Raw genomic sequence first — 19,551 nt, 5'->3', positions numbered from 1 at the left:
CTTATTTTACCCTAATAAATCAGCTAGATAATCATTGGCGGGAAAACGGAATGGAACAGGCCCATCCGCAATACCATCAAGAAATTGTCGCACACGAGGGTCTTGGTTTTCACGTAATTCCTCGCCTGTTCCCTGAGCAATGACGTGCTGCTGTGCAACAATATAAGCATTATCTGCGATGCTCAATACTTCTGGAACATCATGGGAAACCACGACACAGGTCACACCCAGTGCTTGATTAAGCTCATCAATCAATTTAACCAAAACCCCCATAGTAATCGGGTCTTGACCGACAAAAGGTTCATCAAACATGATTAAATCTGGGTCAAGTGCGATAGCACGCGCTAATGCAGCACGCCGTGCCATACCACCTGACAATTCGGATGGCATTAATTTTGCGGCGCCACGTAAACCAACCGCCTCTAATTTCATCATTACCGTAGTGTGAATCAGCGATTCTGGCAGATTCGTGTGCTCACGTAGAGGGAAAGCCACATTATTGAATACGTTCATATCCGTAAATAGCGCCCCTGATTGAAACAGCATGCTCATCTTTTTACGGGACTGATACAGCTTTGAGCGTGACAGTGTTGGAATATTGTCACCATCAAACCAAATTTCACCTTCGTTTGGCCGTAATTGGCCCCCAATCAAGCGCAGTAATGTGGTTTTACCAATCCCTGACGGCCCCATAATTGCCGTAATTTTTCCACGGGGAACGGTCAGATTAATATTCTCAAATATTTTCCGATTTCCTCGAGTAAAGGACATGTTCCGTACTTCAATTAAGTTGTCTGTCTGTGCTTGCATGTTAAATAACTCGTTATACACCACGCGTAAATGTTTTTATCCGTTCAGATGTTACCGAAAGATAAACTGAAAATCGTCAAATATCACAACAAAATAGAATTTATAGTATTATAGCGTCGAAAATATGACTTTTAGAATTACAACTCTGTTTTTATCAAAAGAAAACAGAGAAAAAACGATATAATTTATTTATAGTCAGCAAAAACTATCACTATTAACAGCAGATAGCTCTTAGAATGTTGTGATTACCTAACTTGAGGATACGCGAATTTGCATATCTATTTTTGGTTCAAGATGCTAATAAAACCATCTTGTACGTATTAAATTCTGCATCGAAGCACCCTAAAATACTCATTAAGTATAAAACTAACATTAAAAAGTGCTTAACTGACAAAATACTTACTGATACTAAGTATTCGTTATACAATTTGATTTCGCTAATCCGATTAACTTAAAAGCTACGCATGGAACTAGAAATGTCAAACTTCGATTTTCAGAAAGTAGGTAAAGAAGTTCTCCATATCGAACACGAAGGTTTAAAAAACCTAGAACAATATATCAATACTGACTTTGACAACGCTTGCCAGCTTATTTTTAACTGTGAAGGCAAAGTCGTCGTAATGGGAATGGGGAAATCGGGGCATATTGGCCGTAAAATTGCCGCTACACTAGCAAGTACAGGAACGCCATCATTTTTTGTTCACCCAGGGGAAGCTAGCCACGGTGACCTTGGAATGATTACTCATAAAGATGTTGTGTTAGCTATTTCAAATTCTGGTGAGTCAGGGGAAATTTTAGCCTTACTTCCTGTTTTAAAAAGAATTAAAGTGCCTTTAATCTGTATGACTAACAACCCTGAAAGTAATATGGGAAAATATGCAGATGTCCACTTGTGTATCAAAGTACCTCAAGAAGCCTGTCCTTTGGGGCTAGCACCGACCACGAGTACAACAGCGACACTTGTAATGGGAGATGCATTAGCTATTGCCTTATTAACTGCACGCGGGTTCACGGCGAATGATTTTGCGCTTTCGCATCCAGGTGGCGCACTTGGGCGCAAACTTTTACTCCTCGTTCGTGATTTAATGAATACGGGTGATGAAATCCCCCATATTCCTAAAAGCGCGTCTTTACGTGAGGCTTTAGTGGAAATCACCCGTAAAAAACTGGGGATGACAGTCATTTGTGATGATGACATGAATATTGAAGGTATTTTCACTGATGGGGATTTACGCCGTATCTTTGATATGGGAATCGACCTAAATAACGCTAAAATTGCTGATTTAATGACCCCCGGTGGAATTCGGGTATCACCAACAATGCTAGCGGTTGAAGCACTAAATTTAATGCAATCTCGGCACGTGACTTCGTTATTAGTCGCAAATGATAATAAATTAGTCGGTGTGCTACATATGCATGATCTGCTACAAGCCGGTGTTGTATAACATAAGGAAATACCATGACGTCTACCTTTTTGGAAACCTGCTATGGCCCTGTTGCCAATACTGTTTTAAATAAAGCAGAAAAAATCAAATTACTGATCTGTGATGTTGATGGTGTCATGTCAGATGGCTTGGTCTATATGGGGAATAATGGCGAGGAACTCAAAGCTTTTAATGTCCGTGACGGCTATGGGATACGCTGCTTATTAACTTCCGGTATTGAAGTCGCCATCATAACAGGAAGAAAAGCGAAACTTCTTGAAGATAGGGCTCAAACATTAGGCATTACATATCTTTACCAAGGTCAAAGCGATAAGCTTTTGGCGTATTACGAACTGTTAGATACACTACAATTATCAGCTGAAGAAATAGCTTATATTGGAGACGACCTGATTGACTGGCCTGTTATGGCCAAAGTAGGCTTATCCGTCGCCGTCGCTGATGCCCATCCTTTGTTATTACCGAGAGCTGATTACGTGACTCGTATTGGTGGGGGAAAAGGTGCAGTCCGCGAACTTTGTGACCTTATTTTGCTTTCTCAAGACAAACTGGAAGAAGCAAAAGGTTTATCAATATAACGAATAGATTGAATTCATGAGCAATGCGAAGAAGTGGTTAATTGTTATTTTATCCTTAGTAGTATTAGGCCTTATCGGCTGGAATTTAGCGGGTAATGATTCCGACAGTGCAGAGGATAAAGTAATTAATGATGGGCAACCTAATTATCAAACTGATGATTCAGTGACTTTTGTCTATAATCCAACGGGTAATTTAGCGTATAAACTCGTTTCAGAGAAAATAGATAATTATACTGAAGGAAAAATCACGTGGTTTTCGAAACCAGTTCTAACCACTTATAACGAAGCTGGCGAGCCAACCTGGACGGTTAAGGCTTTCAAAGCACGGTTAACGAACGATAGAATTCTCTATTTATATAGCGATGTTCAGGTTGATAGCTTAACCAAAGAGTCGCAGATCCAACGAATTACAACTGAGAGTGCAGTTGTCAATTTGACAACACAAGACGTTTCATCTGATGATAAAGTGACCATCATTGGACATGGTCTCAATTCTACCGGTATGAAAATGAAGGGAAACCTTCGTACAAAAACGGCTGAATTAATCGAAGATGTAAAAACTCATTATGTGTTACAACCAGAAGAGCATTAAAATGAATCAAGTAACTAAGAAACGTTTTATTCAAGGAGCTGTTGCCAGTGCAATTTTGGCTCTTAGCCTACCTGCGATGGCATTAAAAAGTGATACGCAGCAGCCAATGACGATTAATTCGGTCAAACAATCTCTTGATTTAGAAAAAAACGTCACCACCTTTACTGATGATGTTGTTATTAAACAAGGTTCTATTGATATCAGAGCCAATAAAGTGGTTGTAACACGTCCAAGTAGTGACTCGGATAAAATTGTGATTGAGGCCTTTGGGACCCCGGTTACCTTTTACCAATTACAGGATGATGGTAAACCGATTAAAGGCCATGCCAGCAAAGCCCGTTATGAGGTTGATAAACAACTCGTCACATTAACAGGTAATGCCTATCTTGAGCAGTTAGACAGCAATATTCAGGGTGACAAAATTACCTATTTAGTTCCAACGCAACAAATGGAAGCGTTTAGTGATAAAGGTAAACGCGTCACCACCGTGATACTGCCGGCACAATTGCAAGAAAAAGGCCCTGCGGCAAATAAAAATTCATCAGCAAGTAAGAGTAAATAACTGTTATGGCGACACTAACCGCTGAAAATCTAGCTAAAGCCTATAAAAAACGTAAAGTCGTTGAAGATGTCAGCTTGGAAGTTAAATCAGGTGAAATCGTTGGCTTATTGGGGCCAAATGGTGCCGGTAAAACAACGACCTTTTATATGGTGGTGGGTATTGTTCAGCGGGACGCTGGCAAAATTATGATTGATGGTGAAGATATCAGCCTTCTACCGCTGCATGAACGTGCGCGCCGTGGAATTGGTTATCTTCCTCAAGAAGCCTCAATTTTTCGCCGCCTCAGTGTTCATGATAACTTAATGGCTGTGTTAGAAATTCGCGAAGATTTGAGTTCCCAGCAACGTAAAGAACGTGCTGAAGAACTGATGGAAGAATTTAGTATTACTCATCTTCGCGACAACATGGGGCAGTCGCTATCCGGTGGGGAGCGCCGCCGTGTGGAAATTGCTCGTGCACTTGCTGCTAACCCAAAATTTATTTTATTAGACGAACCTTTTGCGGGTGTTGACCCTATTTCCGTCTTAGATATCAAAAAAATTATTCAGCACTTAAGGGATTACGGCCTCGGTGTGCTAATCACCGACCATAACGTGCGTGAAACCTTAGATGTGTGTGAAAGAGCCTATATTGTCAGCCAAGGGCACTTAATTGCTCATGGGTCACCAACCATGATCTTAGAGAACGAGCAAGTAAAACGTGTATACTTGGGTGAAGGTTTCCGGTTATAAATTATCGTGTTGTCATTTTTTTAGGGAGATTAAAGCAGATTCATGAAGCAAAGTTTGCAGCTTAGAGTCAGTCAACAACTTGCAATGACCCCTCAATTGCAGCAGGCTATCCGCTTGTTGCAGCTGTCTACACTTGAGCTTCAGCAAGAAATTCAACTCGCCTTGGAAACAAACCCACTGCTTGAGCAAGAAGAATTAAATCCCGAGACTGAATCTATTGACTCCCTGAATGAAAATGCGGATACCAGTGAGCTTGATACCAAAGATGCGCTCGAAAACCATGATATGCCGGATGAGCTCCCTTTAGATACTAATTGGGATGAAATATATACGGCAGGAACGCCGTCAGGCACCAGTAATGATTATAATTTTGATGAACTCCCTGTTTATCAAGGTGAAACTACGCAAACATTACAAGATTACCTGACGTGGCAAGCTGAACTGACCCCTTTTACTGACACGGACAGAGCAATAGCTACAGCTATTATTGATTCAATAGATGATTCCGGTTACCTGACAACAGCCATTTCTGATATACATGAAGGGATTGATAACCCAGAGATTAGTATTGAAGAAGTCATTGCTGTCCTAAAACGTATTCAGCATTTCGACCCATTGGGTGTCGCAGCACAAGACTTAAAAGAGTGTTTATTAATCCAATTGTCACTCTACCCTAAGGAAACTGATGGGCTACAAGATGCAAAGCTCATTATCAGTAATCATATTGATTTATTGGCTAACCGTGACTTTCGTCAGTTAGGGAAATTAACTCGTTTAAAAGAAGATGCCCTAAAAACTGCGATAGACTTAATTTTAACGCTGAATCCAAAACCAGGCCAATCCATCAATACTGGGGAGTCGGAATACGTTATTCCAGATGTTTTAGTGAAAAAAATCGCAGGGCACTGGCAAGTTGAATTAAATACAGATAGCATCCCTAAACTAAGTATTAATAACCATTATGCTTCGATGCTAAACAATTCAGCAAATGAAGATGACTCTCAATATATTCGTAGTCATCTACAAGATGCAAAATGGCTGATTAAAAGCCTTGAGAGCCGCCACGAGACACTATTAAAAGTCGCGACTTGTATTGTAGAACAGCAACAAGAATTCTTTGAGCTGGGTGAGGAACACATGAAACCGATGATACTGGCCGATATCGCCTATCAAGTGGACATGCATGAATCAACTATCTCACGAGTGACAACTCAAAAGTTTCTCCATAGCCCACGAGGCATTTTTGAGTTGAAATATTTTTTCTCCAGCCATGTCAATACGGACACAGGTGGCGAAGCCTCCTCAACCGCAATTCGAGCATTGGTGAAAAAACTGGTTGCTGCTGAAAACCCAGCAAAACCATTGAGTGACAGTAAATTGACGAGTATGCTTGCAGAACAAGGCATTCAAGTCGCTCGCAGAACTGTTGCTAAGTATCGAGAATCGTTATCCATTCCGCCCTCTAACCAGCGTAAGCAACTGGTTTAATTGATAAAATAAGGAAGATTGTATGGAATTTCAGATTACTGGACACAATATTGAAGTTACTCCTGCATTGCGCGAGACTGTTGAGAAAAAACTCAAAAAATTGGAGCAATTATTTGATCGCATTAATGGTATCCAAGTTGTCTTGAAAGTTGAAAAAGTTCAGCAAATTGCTGAAGCAACCGTGCAAGTTAATGGAGCGGATCTCCACGCATCAGCGGAAGAAAATGATATGTACGCTGCTATAGATATACTCGTAGACAAGCTGTCGCGCCAATTAACCAAACATAAAGAAAAACTGAGACAACATTAATGCATTGATGCGGCTTATTAATTAGCCGAATAATGTTTCAAACCAGATGGTGGGATACACCATCTGGTTTTGTAGTCCTAAGTGAACAATAAAATGAATAGTGATATAGAAATCCAGTTAAACGTTGTTTTATCATCAGCCTGTACACGTAATAATATTGTGTGCACGAGTAAAAAAAGAGCTTTAGAAATTATTAGTGAGCTGGCTGCCGTTGAATTGGAATTACCTGAAAATACGGTATTTGAAGCGTTATTAACCAGAGAAAAAGTTGGCACAACAGGTATTGGTGGTGGTATTGCCATTCCTCATGGAAAGCTGAATGAAGGTGAAAGTAGCCGTGCTGTCGGCGTCTTTTTACATCTAGAGGAACCCATTGCTTTTGATGCAATTGATAATCAACCTGTTGACTTGCTTTTCGCCTTACTTGTGCCATCTGACCAATGTAAAACGCACCTGCATACGTTGTCGCTTATCGCCAAAAAACTAGCCGATAAAACGCTCTGTAAACGCCTACGCAGTGCACAAAGTGATGAAGAGCTATACAGCATAATTACAGAGTAAGTGATAAATTATGTATCTTGCCATATGCAAATGATATTGTTATGGTTTCTAAATAATATTAATTGGCAAGTACTGCTTTTCAAGAAACTCATTATTAGGAAACAAAAGGGAGCAAGCTCATGGTGCTGATGATAGTCAGCGGCCGTTCCGGTTCGGGGAAATCCGTTGCCTTACGTGCGCTGGAAGATATGGGTTTCTATTGCGTAGATAACCTACCGGTTGTATTACTACCGGAGTTAGCGAATTCACTGGCTGATCGTAACATTTCAGCAGCGGTTAGTATCGACGTGCGTAATATGCCCGATAATCCAGAGATTTTCGAAGAAGCGATTGATAAATTGCCTTCAACCTTCTCTCCTCAATTGTTGTTTCTAGATGCTGACCGCAACACGCTTATTCGCCGTTACAGTGACACTCGTCGGTTGCACCCACTTTCAAGTAAAAATCTTTCACTTGAGAGCGCAATAGATGAAGAAAATGAGTTACTTGAGCCTTTACGCTCTCGTGCTGATTTAGTCATCGATACTTCTGAAATGTCCGTTCATGAATTAGCTGAAATGCTAAGAACACGTTTGATGGGCAAGCGTGAGCGTGAACTGACAATGGTGTTTGAATCCTTTGGTTTCAAACATGGTATTCCTATTGATGCCGATTATGTATTCGATGTACGGTTTTTACCAAACCCACACTGGGACCCGAAATTGCGCCCGATGACAGGCCTTGACCGGCCAGTCGCTGCATTCTTGGATAGGCATACTGAAGTCCATAACTTCATCTATCAAACTCGTAGCTATTTAGAATTATGGCTGCCGATGTTAGAAACCAATAACCGTAGCTACTTAACTGTTGCAATTGGCTGTACGGGAGGTAAACACCGTTCCGTGTATGTCGCAGAGCAGCTTGCCGACTATTTCCGTTCCCGTGGTAAAAACGTGCAGTCACGCCACAGAACATTGGAAAAGCGCAAATAACAGCAATGACAGTAAAAGCCACAATAACGCTCAAAAATCGGCTTGGAATGCATGCAAGGCCTGCTATGTTACTCTATGATTTAGTTAAACAATTTAACTCAAGAGTTATTTTGCGTAATAATAATCAAATTGAGGCTGAGGCCGATAGCGTTATTGCGATGTTGATGTTAGACTCAGAACAAGGCAGTAAGATTGATATCGAAGTTAGCGGCCCAGATGAAAACCAGGCCTTGTCCGCAATTATCAACCTATTCGAAAACAGGTTTGATGAAGAATAGCTGATATAACCGATGGAACGTGGCTGTAGCTAATAAAAAATAGCTGAGTTTCAAGCTAGCTACTGATAATATCAATCAGTAGATTTTTATCTAGGCAGGCTTAGAGATCGTGATCATGATCTCTTCCCTTTAAAGCGTATAGCGCCTAATATTTTAAACAAACTTATTTCTAGCGACACCCCCTACCTTATGGGTGGGGGGTGTTTGCTTTGTATGTCTCTATTGGAGTGTGGTATGACAAAGCCAACAATTATTATCAATGATTTAGATGCTGAACGTTTAGATGCACTGATGGAACAGCCGGCTTATGCGGGCACACCAGTTGCCGAAGCGCTCAATGATGAACTTGACCGTGCAGATATCTTAAGCCCACAAGAGATCCCTGCGGATGTGGTCACGATGAACAGTACCGTTCGCTTTTTGGATTTAATCAGCAACGAAGAACGCACACGCACCTTAGTTTACCCTGCGTCCCTGAAAGATAGTGCAGAGCAGCTGTCTGTTATGGCACCGATTGGGGCAGCCTTGTTGGGCTTGCATGTAAACGATGAAATCAGTTGGGAACTGCCAAACGGCGTTCAAACACGTGTTCGCGTACTGGAAATCGTTTATCAGCCAGAAGCGGCTGGTGAGTTCCACCGTTAATAACGATAACGGCTGAATTAAGGAAGGCTTAGCGAAAAAAGTTTTATTTAAAAAACTCAGGTAAGTCCTCTGACATATTCAGGCACTCAATTGAGTGCCTTTTTTGTTGCCTTTAAATGGGCAGAGTAGAAACCTACTCCCCGGCAATACTCATTTCTGGGATCAGTACCGAACCACACTGAATATTACTGCGAGTTTCAATATCATCAGCGATAGTAACCATATTCGCCCACATCTCTTTTAGGTTACCAGCAATGGTAATCTCACTCACAGGATACTGAATTTCACCGTTTTCGACCCAAAAACCTGAAGCCCCACGAGAGTAATCACCAGTGATACCACTAACCCCTTGTCCCATTAATTCAGTAACGACTAGCCCTGTTCCCATTTGTTTCAGCAATGCTTCGAATGAAAGCCCTTGCCCTGCAATACGCCAGTTATGGATGCCTCCAGCATGCCCAGTACTTTGTAAACCCAATTTTCTTGCAGAATAGCTGGTCATTAACCACGTTTGCAAAACGCCATTTTCGACAATATTGCGCTCACAAGTGCGTACGCCTTCGCTATCAAAAGGTGATGACGCCAACCCGCCCATTAAATGGGGTTGCTCATTGATAGTTAGCCAGCTTGGTAAAATTTGCTTTCCTAAGCTATCGAGTAAGAAAGAAGATTTACGGTAAATACTGCTGCCACTAATGGCACCCACTAAGTGACCAAATAGGCCTGTTGCCACTTCTGCAGCAAAAATAACAGGGGCTTTCATTGTCGGTAATTTACGTGGCGATAAACGAGACAAAGTACGACGAGCACACTCCTGCCCAACCCACTCAGGCGACTGTAATGCCCCTAAGCTACGGCCAATCGTATAAGCGTAATCACGCTCCATTTCACCATTTTGCTCAGCAATCACACAACTTGACATCGAATAGCGGCTTGAACAATAGCTTTGCAGCATGCCATGGGAGTTACCAAATACACGAACCCCGTAGTGCCCATTAAAGCTACCGCCTTCCGTATTCACAATGCGGGAGTCTGCATTTAATGCTGACATTTCCGCAATCGACGCTAAGCGGATCGCCTCTTCAGGAGAAAGTTCGCTCGCTTGAAACAAATTGAGGTCTGGTGCTTCAAAAGCCAGCAAAGATTTGTCTGCCGGCCCTGCACACGGGTCTTCTGAGGTATAGTTAGCAATATCAATTGCCGCCTGAACAGTCCGTTCAATAGCTTCAGGGCTTAAATCTGTTGAAGACGCACTGCCTTTACGTTGTTGATAATAAACAGTGATCCCTAGCGCTCCATCACTGTTAAACTCAACATTTTCGACTTCCCCTTGGCGGGTACTCACACTAATCCCAGTGCTTTTGTTTACTGCGACTTCCGCAGCATCACAACGTGTTTTAGCAAATTCTAATGCGTGCGCGACGGCTTCTTCGAGTTTTTTACGTTGTTCGGTGACTTGTTCAGTTACACTCATGCTTTAGTCCAATCAATAATGTGGGGGAAACGTGATTTTCTGCCCTAACAAGCAAATGCTAGGTAGTCATAGAGGGGTTTTCCCAGTTACAATATATAATAGATGAATGTTAACACTCACAACACAGTAAATCATATTAATTACGCGTAATTAAACCACTGTGTTCGGTAAAAAGGAAAATCGATATGGCCAAACAGCCTGATGACTGGCTGGATGATATCCCAGCGCCGCAAGACGAAGAAGACGAGGAAATCATTTGGGTCAGTAAAAGCGAAATTAAACGCGATGCTGAGATCCTCAAAAAGTTAGGGGCTGAGCTCGTTGATTTAAGTAAAAGTGAATTAGAACGCATCCCGTTAGATACTCAATTACTTGAAGCCATTGAACTTGCCCAAAAAATCAAACGTGAAGGCCGTCGCCGCCAATTGCAATTGATTGGTAAGTTATTACGTTCACGTGAGGTTGAGCCCATTACTGAGGCTCTGGACAAGCTTAAAAACCGCCACAACCAGCAAGTGGTAATTTTACATAAACTGGAAGACTTACGTACCCGTTTATTAGATGGCGGTGATGAAGTCATTGAAGACGTGGTTGCCCTGTTCCCACAAACAGACAGGCAACAACTGCGTGCATTAGTCCGTAATGCAAAAAAAGAGCGTGAAGGCAACAAACCGCCAAAAGCTTATCGCCAAATCTTTCAATATTTGAAAGATCTCTCTGAAATGGCTTAATGAATTATCCCCTATGCTACGGCTAGGGGATTTTTTTTTGTAAATTAAGCAATAATCTGAAAAAGCCAGAAGCGTGTTGATAGCGCTGCCGAAACAACCTATCATGCCATTGTTAGACATACTCTGACCCGTATTATCGCGGCTGCTGAACCCCGATAAATAATGAGGAAGATATGGATAATACCCGAAATAGAGCATGGCGCAGAGCCAAAGCTCGAATCAATAAATCCCGTGATCAACTAAATTCACGACTAGTTGACTGCTATACACCTGAAAAAACTGGAAACAGATGTACGGTCGAAGCGAAAAAATGATCCGTGCAGCCCAATTAGGTATGGCATACCCGCAAGTAAGTAATATACAGCTTGCCCGTATTAGCCTTGAAGAGATACACAACAACTCGTGAATATTTTATTCATTTGCAGTAAAAACCAATGGCGTAGTCCAACCGCTGAACAGATCTGGCGCAACCATGAAAGTTGGGTCACCCGTTCAGCGGGAACGAGCCGCAATGCGAAGCGCCCTGTTAATGCGGATTTAATCCGCTGGGCAGATGTAATTTTTGTGATGGAGCAAAAACATAAAAACCGCTTAAAAGCAGATTTCCCCCGCCTTTTGGAATACAAACCGCTTCATGTTCTGGATATTCCTGATGATTACCCATATATGGACCCAGAGTTGATTGAAATACTCAAAACCAGTGTGCCTAGTATTCTTACCAACCATAACTAGCTAAAATGCGTTTTGATCGTATCAAGTAGTGTTTTGAACTCAGTATAGCCTTCTCTATCAAGGAAATGCCCAGCAGATTCCTCAATAATAACCTGTGTTTTTAAGGCCTCTGCCAATGCTTTCGAAGACCCCGGCGACACAATTTCATCATTGGTTGATATAATCGATATTCGATTATTTGCCACTTTTATGAGTTCGTCATAATTCAATGGTTCAACGGTGTGAGGCTGTAATTCAGGCAATGTAGGCTGTTCTTCGTCAAACCCTGATACCAATACATAACCTGCCACCGATTGCCCTGCATGTTGAAGAAACCGCAATGCAGTAACGCAACCTAAGCTATGGCCAATCAAAACCGTATTTTCATCAATATCAAAAGGTAAATGCTGTAAGCGCTGCTGCCACCTTTCAGGGTTGGGGGCTAAAGAGTCAGGCATGGTGGGGACGTTAACAAAAGCGCCTAAGGCTTCAAGCTCTGATTTCAACCATGGAAACCAATTTTTTTCAGGGGATGCCGTGTAACCATGAACAATAAGAAATTTTTTTTCTTTTAGTGGAAATGCAGTGCAAGTAACGTTATTCATCCTAAAGACCCCTATCAGCTCAGTTATCTTATTTAGACTTTACCATGAGTGATAGGAATATTAGTTAGAGCTTTTTGTTATATCTAAAGCAAAAATAAACTCTTCTTCCCACATGTCTTGTGCGTCATTCATCACATCAATAACATCTGCGAATTTTATACGCTGTTCCGCGCTCATATGTGAAAACGTGATGGTTACAGGTAACTCAATGCCTGCGGAAACCATATCCCACAAAGCATCAAGATTATGACCAAACCAATCAGGAAGGGAAAATTGTTGAGCAAATTGGTCATAAAAATCATTCAATGAGTTTATTTGCCTAAAATCAAAGCTTACCTGTTTGCTCATCAAGGTATTTCCTTTAGTTGACTTGTGTAAAGCTCTTATAATGGTCATGAGTCACAAAAATCATCCCATCTGATGAGTATAGCAAACGGTCCGCCCCGCGATGACCACAGCGATAATTAATGTCTGCTTCAAACCATTGGCGTCCTTGTGCAATGGGTAAACTTTTCTCACGGTTAGAAAAACGGTCGCCGCCAATCGCTCTTCCAGGTAACACATCGCAAAGATTACCTTTTTTCGCATCCCATCCGGCTTCACGGGCTTGTTTTTTCGTCATATAGAAAGCGGGAAGTTTTTGATATTTTTCCATAAAACTAACCACGTTATCTTGTGCAGTTAGCTTATCAATCGGTTGTGGTGTTTCTTTTGGCGTTATCGCTTCACGAGAAGGTGGATTGCTTTGATTAACGGATGGTTCAGATGGTGTTTTATCTCCACCATTAAAATAAAGGCTAATCACAATCAAAATAGCCATCAATACGACGGGTAAAAAACGTTTATTCATAACACCTCAGTTGTTTTGTGCTTTGCAGGCACACAATCGCCCCAGTCACAACATCGACAAGAAGTTGTTACAAGGGCGAGCAGAGCCTAGTTTATATCGCCATGAACGATTATGCGGTACCGCCAACGGTCAGTTTGTCCAGTTTTAATGTAGGTTGGCCTACACCAACAGGAACACTTTGGCCTTCTTTGCCACAAACACCAACACCTTTATCTAGCGCTAAGTCATTACCAACCATTGAAATTTGCTGCATAGCTTCAACACCTGAGCCTATTAACGTCGCCCCCTTCACAGGAGAAGTAATCTTACCTTTTTCAATCAGGTAAGCTTCTGATGTTGAAAATACAAATTTACCTGAGGTGATATCTACCTGACCACCACCAAAGTTTGGTGCATAAATGCCTTTATCCACACTCGCAATAATTTCTTCTGGCGTTGATGTACCTGCTAACATGTAGGTATTGGTCATACGCGGCATAGGTAAGTGCGCATAAGATTCACGGCGTGCATTACCTGTTGGAGCAACTCCCATCAGGCGTGCATTCAGTTTATCTTGAATATAATTACGTAAAATACCATTTTCTATTAGGACGTTATACTGCCCAGGTACCCCTTCGTCATCAATGGCGAGAGAGCCTCGACGGCCCGCTATCGTGCCATCATCCACCACAGTGCACAGAGGTGATGCCACTTGTTCGCCTATTTGACCTGAAAAAACAGAGGTGCCGCGACGGTTAAAGTCACCTTCTAAACCATGGCCTACCGCTTCATGCAATAGAACCCCTGGCCAACCAGCACCCAGCACAACCGGCATCATTCCAGCAGGCGCAGCGATCGCTGACAAATTCACCAGCGCCATACGCACCGCTTCGCGTGCATATTGTTCAGCAACCACTTGCCCTTGGTGAATTTCCAAGAAATATTCGTAACCATAACGGCCACCACCGCCACTTGCACCGCGTTCGCGCTTACCGTCATGTTCCACCAGCACGCTGACTGACAAACGCACTAACGGACGAACATCTGCCGCCAAAGTGCCATCTGTTGCGGCGACTAACACTTGCTCATAAACACCCGTTAAACTGGCATTGACCTCGATAACACGTGGGTCTTCTGCACGTGCAACTTGGTCAACACGATGCAGTAAATCAATTTTTTGTTCCCGCGATAAGCTTTGCAGTGGGTCTGCCATTGAATACAGTTTCTTATATTCAACGTTAGTTAGAATTTGTGATTTACCAGAACCTTGCTCATTCACAATACTGCGTGCTGCGGTCGCACTTTGTGTCAGCGCATGTAGCGAAATTTGGTCTGCGTATGCAAACCCGGTTTTTTCACCACTGACTGCTCTCACACCAACACCTTGGTCGATATTGTAAGAGCCATCTTTGATGATCCTATCTTCAAGCACCCATGACTCATGGAAGCTCGATTGAAAGAATAGATCCGCATAATCCAGATGGCGCTCAGATAACAAACCTAAAATGTCATACAGATTTTCTTGCCCAAGGCGGTTGGCGGCCAGCAAATGTTCGCTGACAGAAACTAAACTCATATTCGTTACTCTTTGGTTTCTTTTTTAATCAAGGATGTCAATTGTGGTCTAAAGCGGTTATGTTTAACCACTTTGATTTGCTCTCGCATGACACCCAAGCTGTCCGTTTTAATATTCAGTACCGTAGACGCGACTGCATCCACGTTCTTTTTCATCACTTTACCCCACCCATCAACCGCAAGGCTGTGCCCCCATGTGCGACGTGTACCGTGCACACCGACTTGAGCAGGCGCTAAAATATAGCATTGGTTTTCTATCGCACGGGCACGTAATAACGGCTCCCAATGTGCTTGCCCAGTGTAACGAGTAAATGCCGCTGGTACAGAGATAATTTCTGCGCCTTGTTCACGTAATGCTTGGAATAAACCAGGAAAACGTAAATCATAGCAAATTGTCATGCCAAGACGGCCAACTGGTGTATCAACGACAGTGATATGTTCACCGCGTTGATAAATCACAGACTCGTTATACGTGCCTTGTTCGTCTTCGATATTGACATCAAACATATGAATTTTATCGTAGCGAGCTTTAATATTTCCTTCAGAATCAAATAATAAGCTACTACTCGTAATACGTTCAGGATCTTCACGGCTAATCATTGGCATTGAGCCAATTAAAATCCAAACATGATAACGTTTGGCCATTTCGCTGATCGCACTTTGCAAAGGGCCTTTTCCTTGCTCTTCCGCTTGTTTACGATAAGTCGCCGCATCCGCAAATAACAATGCATTTTCAGGGGTCAGTACTAATTCAACAGTCTCTGGTAACTGTTTGATCTGTTGTTCGATTTGCGCCAAATTGTGTTTAGTATTATTTCCGCTACATAACTGCAAAAGTGCAACGTTGCCATTTTTCATTACTCTTGAGTCTCCTTCAGTTGACGTAATACTTCATCAATTTTCGGCTCGTCCAAACTACCTGTTACTCGGTAACGAATAACGGAAACTTTACTCCATAGTGGACCGAGCACTTTCGTTGCCGCAAATACGGCAGCGCCTGCAAATGGGTTTACCACAAACGCGGTTGCTACTCCTACTGTAGCAGATATTTCCGGTGTAATGACGGCTTCAACATTAATTTGGCGTTTAACAAGGTCAATTTGGCCATTAAAAGCGATATCGGCAACTAAACCATCAACATAGGTATTTTTCGAAACCAGTACACCATTTTTAATGGTCGCATCACCTTTAATGGAGTCAAAATCAAAGTCATCACTAAATGTATCGCTAAAATCAAATCGTAGTTTACGCAGCAGGGCATCAAAACTGACTAGACGCAATATTTGCCCTGCACGACCACCACCCATTTGTGCAATCGCTCCTTTGCCCAATTTTGCAGACATTTTACCATTTAAAGAGGCGATATCTGGTGACCAAGGCAAATTAGCCCAATCTAAATCAAATTCAATAGTATAAGGTGATTGGATAATGGGAACCAATATACCAAAATACGCCGCCGTTTCGTCAAAAGCTTCACCGGTTAATGAACCTGCAATTTGTGTTTTATTGCCTTTTTCGCTGTTCCAAATAGCATCTAACTTTAATTTCGTGACGCTGTTATCTAGCGTGCCATCTGTCAGTTGCAATAAAGTGCCTTTAGGTTGGATATTAGCGCTAATTTCCCCCAATTTCTGCCCAGCGACCCAACACTCTTTACAGTGAAACTGGAACTGCGGCCATTGGCTAAAATCGATTTGTGTCGTAGCAAGGTCATTGATTTGAGTACTAGAGGATTCACTAGGGTTGTAATACAAATAATCAATGGCGACCTGCCAAGGCTGTGAAGCAAAGATTTGTAACGAACCTTTTAAGTTTTCACTATTGATACTGACTAATTGCTCAGCCCGTTGTAAGTCATAGGAAAAATTTACTGCATTCCATTGCTGCCCAGCGAGGTAGATTGATGGGATATTGACCTCAAGCATGTCAGGTAAACCAATATTCATCCCCCCTTCGCGGCTATGGGATGACACTAACAACCCGGCTAATTTCTCCCAGTTCATATCGGTAATCGGTGGCAAATCAACAACAAAAGTTGCATTTTTAGGTAATTCAGGAATACCATCACGCCATTGGGCAACATGGGCTTTTAATAAGCTTAAAGGCTTACTACTCAGCCCCCATTGAGTATTAAAACCAATGCGCTTACCGATATCACCACCAACCACCAACTGTTCTGTTGTTCCTTTAGCCTGAACATTAATTTGCCCAAGTTCGGCTAATAGAGCGTTATCAATAGCGGGTAGCTGGCTTTTCAGTTGTTTTAGCCCTGCGCTAACGTCTATTTGTAAGCCAACAGGTTCTTTTGCTGTATTCGGAATAGTGATCGCAACTTGGCTTTTCCAGTTAGTGGTTCCTGACACCTTTTGCTTAATCTCAGCAGGCAACATTGCCAACTTATTCACCGCCCAGTTTCCGCTAACATTCACATCCACTAAATAATTTTTTGCTTGATCTGTAGTGGTGAAATCAACAGTAATGGGCTGTTCAAACCAATGGCCTTGCAAGTTTTCACCGCGTAAATCTCCATTGTTAAACTCAAAACTGCCCGTTAAAGCGGAAATAGTGCTATCAATTGGCTGAATGTATAAATCATTTTTATTGAGATTAACTTTCCCTTTGGCAAAAACATCTTTACCCGCCACCAATGGAATAGATAACCCTAATTGGCCATTAACAGTCCCCCCAATTTGTAACTCTTCAAGCGTATCGCCAATTGAGTGGTTCATCGGGGTATGCACAAAATATTGCTGGATTTGTTTTCCAGTTCCACTGATGTCTGCATTGATATACAGCATTTCTTTAGTGTAATCAGGGATGTTCGCATCAAGGTTGGTTGCTGTGGCATCCGCTAATTTCACGCTTGGCGCATGCATATATAACCCTGCACGCCTAAAGTCTAAGTCCATATCTAAGTTCAATAACGCAGGCCATTCACTGTCATATTCGAATGTTGCATCACGCAAAGGGACATAAACTTGGAATTGCCCATCATTGTTATCATAGGGGAAATGAGCAGGGTCGCCTTTATAGACTAAAGTCGCATTATCTACACTACCGGCAATAATCGCTTTCGTCAGGTAATCGGCCACATCTTGGCCCATTAATTTTTGTGGGAAATAACGCCATGCATCCCCTGCATCATCTAAACGGATTCCGGCAAGAATGGCGAGATCGGCATAATTTCCTTTTTTCGCTTTTGCGTAACGAAACTCACCATTTGCCCAAAGAGACTGAGCTTGTAGCTCTAATGATGGGCTCCACAACTTAAATTCACTGGCATTATTGACCCAATGGAACTGACCTGTTGCCGTTTTTATCGAGAAAGGCGCTTTAAATTCATCACGATAGTCAACTTCACTATCTTGTAAGCTAACGGTGGCACTACCACTTTGCATCCCACCGATTAAAACACCTGAAAAGTGATTAACTGAAGGCAGCTCCTTCCATTTTTTCCAGCTAACATTTTGCCAGTCCATGTTGATTTGTACGTTTTCAGGCATATTTTGCGTGATATCAAGCGCAAATTCACTCACCACACCAGTTGGTTGGCGATGTTGCCAATCCTGTACCATTTCAGGCGTTAAAAAGGAAAAAGTGGGTAAAATCTCACTTAAACGTTCAAGTTCAATATCTTTTGCACGGATGCGCCAATGGTCATTATCTTGATATTTTTTGCTGGCAGGCAAATACAATACAGAGGCGCTCCCTCGTGGCCAGATAAACTCATTGGTTTTCAAGGTATCAAGCTCAGGAATGTTAAATAACCACCCATTCCCCTGCCTTTTCATTCGCAAAAGCAAATCATTGACTTGCAAGTTTTGCGCTAATTCGCCGGTTCCCCAATTGGCTTCCCCTTGCCGTAATTGAATAAGGCCGCTATCAATCCGGTTATTTTTCAGTGTTACCCAAGAAGACAGGCTAAAATTTGCGTCCCGTAATGACGTGTTATCCCGTAGCCAGCGGCTAAGCCATGGCTGCATATCAATATTATCCGCTTGCAAATAAAAAATACCGTCGCTTAACACGCCATTTTTATCTGACACATCAAGCTTTACTTGCAGATAACCATGCTGCTTATTGATGGTTTCGAGACTAACAAAACCTTGAGCGCGATGCCTGTCGTTATCGTTGAGCCAAGAAAGTTCAGGCAAAATCAGCGTCGTTTTTTGTTCTGAAGGTGTGAGGAAAGTTAATTGGCTTTCTTTTAGTACAAAATGGTCAAATTGCCTTAAAAATAGCTCTTCAATACCATCTAAAGACTGCCCTTCCGAGGAATCGCCAAGGCTGAAAGGGACTTTGTGATCAACATTTAACTGGTAAAAGGTTAAGTCACGAAAACGCCAGCGCAGAGAAAATAACGAGCTCCAAATATCTAATTCAACCGTAATAGTATTCGCTGTAATATCGGTAGTTTTATTCTGTAAAACGACATCGGACAACGTCAGTACAGGGCCAAAAGATTGCCAAGCCCCTTCAATTTTACCAATTTGTACCGATACATCGGTCTTTTTTTCAACGTAATCAATCAGATCTTGCCGATAGTTGTCGATATTTGGCAGAAGAAAACGCAGCCCTGACAGCACTAACGCGCACAGCAATAATATAACCGCAGTCGTCACCAGTGCTACACGTGGCAGTCGTCTCACTCAAATCTC

Annotated in this window: 21 protein-coding genes; 13 read left to right on the top strand and 8 right to left on the bottom strand. The window is 42.2% G+C overall.

All coding sequences use genetic code 11. The features are described 5' to 3' along the window. Nucleotides 1-6: 6 nt before the first annotated feature. Nucleotides 7-810 (bottom strand): phospholipid ABC transporter ATP-binding protein MlaF, encoded by an 804-nt coding sequence (gene mlaF, locus PSE83_RS17405; protein WP_004258281.1) that lies wholly within the window; start codon nucleotides 808-810, stop codon nucleotides 7-9. Between the two features lie 476 nt (nucleotides 811-1,286). On the opposite strand from mlaF, the gene kdsD reads away from it, so the two are divergent. From kdsD to rnk, 11 genes are all read left to right on the top strand, one after another. Then, nucleotides 1,287-2,255, top strand: a complete 969-nt coding sequence (gene kdsD, locus PSE83_RS17400) for an arabinose-5-phosphate isomerase KdsD (protein WP_036958027.1) — start codon at nucleotides 1,287-1,289, stop codon at nucleotides 2,253-2,255. Between the two features lie 14 nt (nucleotides 2,256-2,269). Beyond that, nucleotides 2,270-2,830, top strand: coding sequence for a 3-deoxy-manno-octulosonate-8-phosphatase KdsC (kdsC, locus tag PSE83_RS17395; protein WP_004258291.1), 561 nt, complete (start codon nucleotides 2,270-2,272; stop codon nucleotides 2,828-2,830). Nucleotides 2,831-2,846: 16 nt separating this feature from the next. Beyond that, entirely contained in the window at nucleotides 2,847-3,422 is a 576-nt protein-coding gene (lptC, locus tag PSE83_RS17390; RefSeq protein WP_004258294.1) for an LPS export ABC transporter periplasmic protein LptC, read from the top strand. 1 nt (nucleotide 3,423) lies between these two features. After that, a complete protein-coding gene (gene lptA, locus PSE83_RS17385) occupies nucleotides 3,424-3,984 on the top strand; it encodes a lipopolysaccharide ABC transporter substrate-binding protein LptA (protein WP_004908264.1) in 561 nt (186 codons plus the stop codon). A gap of 5 nt (nucleotides 3,985-3,989) precedes the next feature. Next, nucleotides 3,990-4,715: an LPS export ABC transporter ATP-binding protein gene (gene lptB, locus PSE83_RS17380; protein ID WP_164565527.1), complete on the top strand. Its 726-nt coding sequence runs from the start codon at nucleotides 3,990-3,992 to the stop codon at nucleotides 4,713-4,715. Nucleotides 4,716-4,757: 42 nt separating this feature from the next. After that, nucleotides 4,758-6,203: an RNA polymerase factor sigma-54 gene (gene rpoN / locus PSE83_RS17375; RefSeq protein ID WP_004258305.1), complete on the top strand. Its 1,446-nt coding sequence runs from the start codon at nucleotides 4,758-4,760 to the stop codon at nucleotides 6,201-6,203. A 22-nt stretch (nucleotides 6,204-6,225) separates the two neighbouring features. Then, nucleotides 6,226-6,513 (top strand): ribosome hibernation promoting factor, encoded by a 288-nt coding sequence (gene hpf / locus PSE83_RS17370; protein ID WP_004258306.1) that lies wholly within the window; start codon nucleotides 6,226-6,228, stop codon nucleotides 6,511-6,513. 93 nt (nucleotides 6,514-6,606) lie between these two features. Continuing rightward, nucleotides 6,607-7,074, top strand: coding sequence for a PTS IIA-like nitrogen regulatory protein PtsN (gene ptsN, locus PSE83_RS17365; RefSeq protein ID WP_004258311.1), 468 nt, complete (start codon nucleotides 6,607-6,609; stop codon nucleotides 7,072-7,074). 119 nt (nucleotides 7,075-7,193) lie between these two features. Beyond that, a complete protein-coding gene (gene rapZ, locus PSE83_RS17360) occupies nucleotides 7,194-8,045 on the top strand; it encodes an RNase adapter RapZ (RefSeq protein WP_004258318.1) in 852 nt (283 codons plus the stop codon). 5 nt (nucleotides 8,046-8,050) lie between these two features. Then, a complete protein-coding gene (gene npr / locus PSE83_RS17355) occupies nucleotides 8,051-8,323 on the top strand; it encodes a PTS phosphocarrier protein NPr (RefSeq protein ID WP_004258320.1) in 273 nt (90 codons plus the stop codon). A 234-nt stretch (nucleotides 8,324-8,557) separates the two neighbouring features. Beyond that, nucleotides 8,558-8,968 carry a nucleoside diphosphate kinase regulator gene (rnk, locus tag PSE83_RS17350; protein WP_004908251.1) on the top strand — a complete coding sequence of 137 codons (411 nt, stop codon included), beginning with the start codon at nucleotides 8,558-8,560 and terminating at the stop codon, nucleotides 8,966-8,968. 133 nt (nucleotides 8,969-9,101) lie between these two features. Here the strand turns inward: rnk and pmbA are convergent, their stop codons facing one another. Continuing rightward, nucleotides 9,102-10,442: a metalloprotease PmbA gene (pmbA, locus tag PSE83_RS17345; RefSeq protein ID WP_004258326.1), complete on the bottom strand. Its 1,341-nt coding sequence runs from the start codon at nucleotides 10,440-10,442 to the stop codon at nucleotides 9,102-9,104. Nucleotides 10,443-10,627: 185 nt separating this feature from the next. Here pmbA and yjgA point away from each other — a divergent pair, with 185 nt between their 5' ends. Together yjgA and PSE83_RS17335 are read left to right on the top strand one after the other, a co-directional pair. Continuing rightward, complete coding sequence (gene yjgA / locus PSE83_RS17340) at nucleotides 10,628-11,173, top strand: ribosome biogenesis factor YjgA (RefSeq protein WP_004258329.1); 546 nt, start codon at nucleotides 10,628-10,630, stop codon at nucleotides 11,171-11,173. Between the two features lie 402 nt (nucleotides 11,174-11,575). Beyond that, the gene (locus PSE83_RS17335; RefSeq protein WP_004258336.1) at nucleotides 11,576-11,905 is read left to right on the top strand and encodes a low molecular weight protein tyrosine phosphatase family protein; all 330 of its coding nucleotides are present in this window, start codon (nucleotides 11,576-11,578) and stop codon (nucleotides 11,903-11,905) included. Here PSE83_RS17335 and PSE83_RS17330 read toward each other — a convergent pair. The 6 genes from PSE83_RS17330 to yhdP form a co-directional block, all read right to left on the bottom strand. Continuing rightward, the gene (locus tag PSE83_RS17330) at nucleotides 11,902-12,489 is read right to left on the bottom strand and encodes an RBBP9/YdeN family alpha/beta hydrolase (RefSeq protein ID WP_004258339.1); all 588 of its coding nucleotides are present in this window, start codon (nucleotides 12,487-12,489) and stop codon (nucleotides 11,902-11,904) included. The genes PSE83_RS17335 and PSE83_RS17330 overlap by 4 nt on opposite strands. Before the next feature lie 60 nt (nucleotides 12,490-12,549). Next, entirely contained in the window at nucleotides 12,550-12,837 is a 288-nt protein-coding gene (locus PSE83_RS17325; RefSeq protein ID WP_004258345.1) for a barstar family protein, read from the bottom strand. A 13-nt stretch (nucleotides 12,838-12,850) separates the two neighbouring features. Further along, complete coding sequence (locus PSE83_RS17320) at nucleotides 12,851-13,339, bottom strand: ribonuclease domain-containing protein (RefSeq protein ID WP_004258351.1); 489 nt, start codon at nucleotides 13,337-13,339, stop codon at nucleotides 12,851-12,853. Between the two features lie 109 nt (nucleotides 13,340-13,448). Then, the gene (gene tldD, locus PSE83_RS17315; RefSeq protein ID WP_272661004.1) at nucleotides 13,449-14,894 is read right to left on the bottom strand and encodes a metalloprotease TldD; all 1,446 of its coding nucleotides are present in this window, start codon (nucleotides 14,892-14,894) and stop codon (nucleotides 13,449-13,451) included. Nucleotides 14,895-14,899: 5 nt separating this feature from the next. Next, on the bottom strand, nucleotides 14,900-15,751 hold the full coding sequence (nit1, locus tag PSE83_RS17310) for a deaminated glutathione amidase (protein ID WP_272661003.1): 852 nt from the start codon (nucleotides 15,749-15,751) through the stop codon (nucleotides 14,900-14,902). Further along, nucleotides 15,751-19,542, bottom strand: coding sequence for an AsmA2 domain-containing protein YhdP (yhdP, locus tag PSE83_RS17305; protein ID WP_071585864.1), 3,792 nt, complete (start codon nucleotides 19,540-19,542; stop codon nucleotides 15,751-15,753). Before yhdP ends, nit1 begins: the two co-directional genes overlap by 1 nt. Nucleotides 19,543-19,551 lie beyond the last annotated feature (9 nt).

The sequence above is a fragment of the Providencia sp. PROV150 genome (assembly GCF_028481025.1).
GTDB classification, from domain to species: domain Bacteria; phylum Pseudomonadota; class Gammaproteobacteria; order Enterobacterales; family Enterobacteriaceae; genus Providencia; species Providencia hangzhouensis.
Note: the sequence above shows the minus strand (reverse complement) of the source record. Positions and strands in the feature narration are given on the sequence as shown.